4 protein-coding genes and 1 pseudogene are annotated in these 3,731 nt (G+C 60.5%); 2 read left to right on the plus strand and 3 right to left on the minus strand.

Annotated elements, in window-relative coordinates; genetic code table 11:
• A partial coding sequence (locus RAH32_RS21265) for an Orn/Lys/Arg decarboxylase N-terminal domain-containing protein (RefSeq protein ID WP_306610387.1) occupies positions 1–181 on the minus strand: 181 nt, incomplete at its 3' end.
• Positions 182–394: 213 nt separating this feature from the next.
• Positions 395–562 (minus strand): hypothetical protein, encoded by a 168-nt coding sequence (locus RAH32_RS21270; protein ID WP_158248066.1) that lies wholly within the window; start codon positions 560–562, stop codon positions 395–397.
• Between the two features lie 846 nt (positions 563–1,408).
• Between RAH32_RS21270 and RAH32_RS21275 the strand changes: the two genes are divergently transcribed.
• On the plus strand, positions 1,409–2,197 hold the full coding sequence (locus RAH32_RS21275) for an alpha/beta fold hydrolase (protein WP_306610388.1): 789 nt from the start codon (positions 1,409–1,411) through the stop codon (positions 2,195–2,197).
• A 153-nt stretch (positions 2,198–2,350) separates the two neighbouring features.
• Here the strand turns inward: RAH32_RS21275 and RAH32_RS21280 are convergent, their stop codons facing one another.
• Positions 2,351–3,226: a carbon-nitrogen hydrolase family protein gene (locus RAH32_RS21280; RefSeq protein ID WP_306610389.1), complete on the minus strand. Its 876-nt coding sequence runs from the start codon at positions 3,224–3,226 to the stop codon at positions 2,351–2,353.
• A 188-nt stretch (positions 3,227–3,414) separates the two neighbouring features.
• On the opposite strand from RAH32_RS21280, the pseudogene RAH32_RS21285 reads away from it, so the two are divergent.
• Positions 3,415–3,645: pseudogene (locus tag RAH32_RS21285) on the plus strand (IS110 family transposase); the annotation flags it as partial.
• Between the last annotated feature and the right edge of the window lie 86 nt (positions 3,646–3,731).

Raw genomic sequence — 3,731 nt, forward strand, 5'->3', positions numbered from 1 at the left:
CGAAGGCGCTTGCACGGCTTTGCTGCTGGGCAAATTTTGACAGGTCGCCATAGCTGGTCGCACCCAACACCTCGAAACCCTCAGCCTCAATGGCCTCGGCCAAGCCGCGAATGCCTAGCCCCGACGTGTTTTCGGACCGAAAGTCTTCATCGATGATGACTACGGGGAAACGGAATTTCATAGGGCTTCCTTTCGGACATCATCTCGATTGCCTGTTCTTTCCAGTGACGACCAGGTCGTCAAGGACATGCGCATAGCTGAACACCTCAGCGATAACCTTCATTGGCAGCGCACTATCCATATCGAATGCCTCAAAGGCGCATCTTCCCGCTCCGCTTCACCTGTGCCCAGCTTTGATGAACATCTCGCGGCAGCAGAAGGTGACGCTGCGGCGCTACTCGGTTGGATCGTCGCTGGCGGAACCACGGCCGGTGTTGCGGTCGAACGTAGGCTGGCGTGCGGTGCCAGATGGCTTGATGGGTTGGTCGCCCTTTGTCAGCGAAGGACGCGTGGTCTGATCCTTCTCCAGATCCTCTTCCATGCTTTTGTCTTTATCGGACATCTTCAGCTCCTTTCCCATTTCGAGAAGCAACTGTCGCAGCAAAGCATCGTTCCTCCGGGCGGAAGTGAAGGTTCGGCCTTGGTAGGCAACCATGACCAATTGAGGCGGGACGAATTTATAGCGACGATGTCGTGAAATTCCCCCATACCTCCCGCGGCTGCGACATCCTTGCGCTGCAGGGCACGGGTGGGGACGGGCTCTTATGCTGTTTCGCTGCCGACTAGGCAGCGTCGCTCAAGAAGAAGGGCGTGAAAGCTGAGAAAGAGCGGCTGTTGCCGCTTGAAGGGTAGTCCGATCACAGCTTGGGGCAGAGACACGGCAGCTGCATGCCACCGTGAACATGACACTGCTGGCCACGAGCGCCGATCCCGCGAGCAAGTCACACCCCACGGAGCCTGTAAGAAGGCTACAAGCTCGTATTCCATAATACCCGTACTGCGTGGACGATTTACGAAGGCCTTGATCCCAAAGTCTCTGCAAGGAACAAGGCTGGCCCTGACTTGCCGGCGCCATGACCTGCATCCGTAGCAGTTTCGCCCGCACATGGCGGCCCATGGTTCAATGCCGCTCGATTGCGGTTTCGTCCCATACGGCTAAGGTTGTCCGCGTGAGCCCACACCTGCGGACATACGCCGCTCCACGTCGGCTGTTTCTGATTCGAAACCTGCTGTTGCGGCCGTAGCCTGGTCAGGCAATCCGATCCACCAGATGCTGGAGCTGGTGGCCCCGTCAGATTGCAGAATGCAGCCATCAAGAGAGAGCATGACAAACCCCCGAGAGCGTTACTGGGTGATAGATGACCTTCCCTTGTCCGGACTTGCGTGGGGACCGGAGGACGGAACGCCTGTGCTGGCGCTGCATGGATGGATGGACCATGCTGGCAGCTTCCAGATCCTGGCGCCGCTCCTGCACGGCTGCCATGTGGTGGCCCTGGACCTGAGCGGACAGGGCCACAGCAGCCATCGCGCAGCCCATGCCACATACAACATCTGGGATGATCTTCCTCAGATCGTCGGCTTGCTGGATCAGCTTGGCTGGCAGGATTGCGTTCTTCTTGGTCATTCCCGCGGCGCAAACATCTCTGCGCTGCTTGCAGCAGCGCTGCCCGAAAGGGCCCGGGCCTTTGTCGCCTTGGACTCACTGGTGCCAGAGCCCACCAAAGATAGCGTCGTTGCCACGCTGCGGGCGTTCTTCCAGCAGACGCGTAGCCAAGCCGAGCGTCCAGCGAGGATCTTCAAGGACCGGGGTGCCTACATCACCCGCCGTGTGAAGCAGGGCAATTCCGTTGGGACTGCAGAGGCGCTTGCCGGCCGGGCCCTTGAGGAAACGCCTGAGGGGTTCCGGATGCGCGGTGATCCACGGCTGTTTGCCAGTTCCGCCATCAAGCTGACGCAGAGCCAGGTCGTGGATGTGTTGCAGGCGATCCGGTGTCCGATCCTGAACGTCTGGGCCACCAAGGGTATCCTGCAGTCCTGCCCCAAGTTTGCCGGTCTGGTGCGACGGGCTGAAAACCTTGTCTCGAACTACGAGAAACTCCAGCTTGCCGGCGACCATCACCTCCATCTCGAGGCTAATGCCGCCCGTCAGATCGCCAAAGCCGTGCTGGCGTTCCTGGAACGGCATGGCCTTCGGTGACAAGAGAGGGCTCATCAGGATAGTACGCCTCCCAAGATGACGGCCGGTTGAACCCAAAGCCACGGTATGAATAAGCGTCGGACCCAATGCCCCAACTGAGCGCAATCCTTTGTCCTCCGCCATATTGGGATACACCTGGTCCAGCCATCAGCGTCAAAGATGCGACGGCCAGTTGCGGTAAAGCCTAGCCCGACGGCGACGATCCTTGAAGGTCGTGGCGGCACCGCTTGCGCGGTTCTCGTGGAGCAGATCGAGGTTGATCGTGCCGGTGACCGCCATTTCCACGTTGCTTTGTGCTTCCGCGATGATGCCTGCCGGATTGTCCCAGGCCATGTCGCAGGGACCCAGGATGGAGCTGCGCGCCCATCCGTTGGGCAGGGGAGCGCCAGGCTGTCCGCCAAGGCAGCAATGGACCTGGTACACCTGGTTTTCGATGCAGCGCGACTGGGCGCAATGCCTCACGCGCCAGAAGCCCTGTTCGGTAAAGGTGGCCGAGGGCGTCAGGATCAGCTCGACCCCCTGTTCGGCAAGCGCGGCCGCACATTCGGGGATCTCGGCTTCATAGCAGATGTTGAAGCCCACCTTTGCGAAGGGCAATTGAAAGGCCTCCATCCTGTCGCCCTCAGAGGTGGACCAGTTCGCCTCGGCAGGGAAGATGTGGGTCTTTGAATGGCTGTAATGCTCTCCATTCGGCCCGAAGAGATGGGCGATGTTCTCGTACCGTCCTGCCGACACCTCTTCGAGATGCGAGCCTGCGGCGATGAACTGGCCTCGGCGCTTGGCCTCCGACCGGAAAAGCTCGTGATAGGCCTCGGTGTGCTCAGCGATCCTGAACAGCTCGGCAAGGGGTCGGTCCCGCCACGCGGGCAGCGTCGTGAAAAGCTCGATGGTGAACAGTTCGGGAAAGATCGCGATGTCCGAGCCGCCTGCCTGGTCCAGAAGCGCGCGGACCCGCGCCGCCATGTCCTCGAAGCTGCTGATTTCCCGCACCAGATACTGGCAGGCCGTTATGGTAACCTCACGCGGCATGGTTTTCCCTCTCCATTATGGGTGGTGAGGAGATGCTGGCCCGGTCCGTTTGTCCATGCTTGCCGTGGCTGCGGTATTTACATCCCTGGATCCCGTCAGGGCCGCTTGCTCGCTCTGATGCTGTAGACGCCCCCCGACGGTCTCTTCGTGCCATGGTGGGTTTGTTTTGATCCACTTTGGAGGCGTTGATGAGCGAAGTTGGCATGATCGGGCTCGATCTCGCGAAGCATGTGTTTCAGGTCCACGGCGCCGATGCGCTCGGCCGGCCGGTGCTCCGCAAGCGGCTGCGGCGGGGACAGGTGCTCGAGTTCTTCAGTCGGCAATCCCGCTGTGTTGTGGCGATGGAGGCCTGTTCCAGCGCACACTTCTGGGGTCGGGAAATTGCGAAGCTGGGCCACGAGGTGCGGCTGATCCCGCCGGTGAGAACGGCAGTGAGAAATTAGGCCACGGAAGCGGCGGCATGGAGCTGCTGCGGGCGGCGTAAAAGTCGTCCACCCTTTCCCTT

The organism is Paracoccus yibinensis (assembly GCF_030846195.1).
Lineage (GTDB): Bacteria > Pseudomonadota > Alphaproteobacteria > Rhodobacterales > Rhodobacteraceae > Paracoccus > Paracoccus yibinensis.

Coding starts and splice junctions, on each gene's coding strand:
- RAH32_RS21280 (WP_306610389.1), bottom strand. CDS start 3,226: ATGCCGCGTGAGGTTACCATAACGGCCTGCCAGTATCTGGTGCGGGAA.
- RAH32_RS21270 (WP_158248066.1), bottom strand. CDS start 562: ATGTCCGATAAAGACAAAAGCATGGAAGAGGATCTGGAGAAGGATCAG.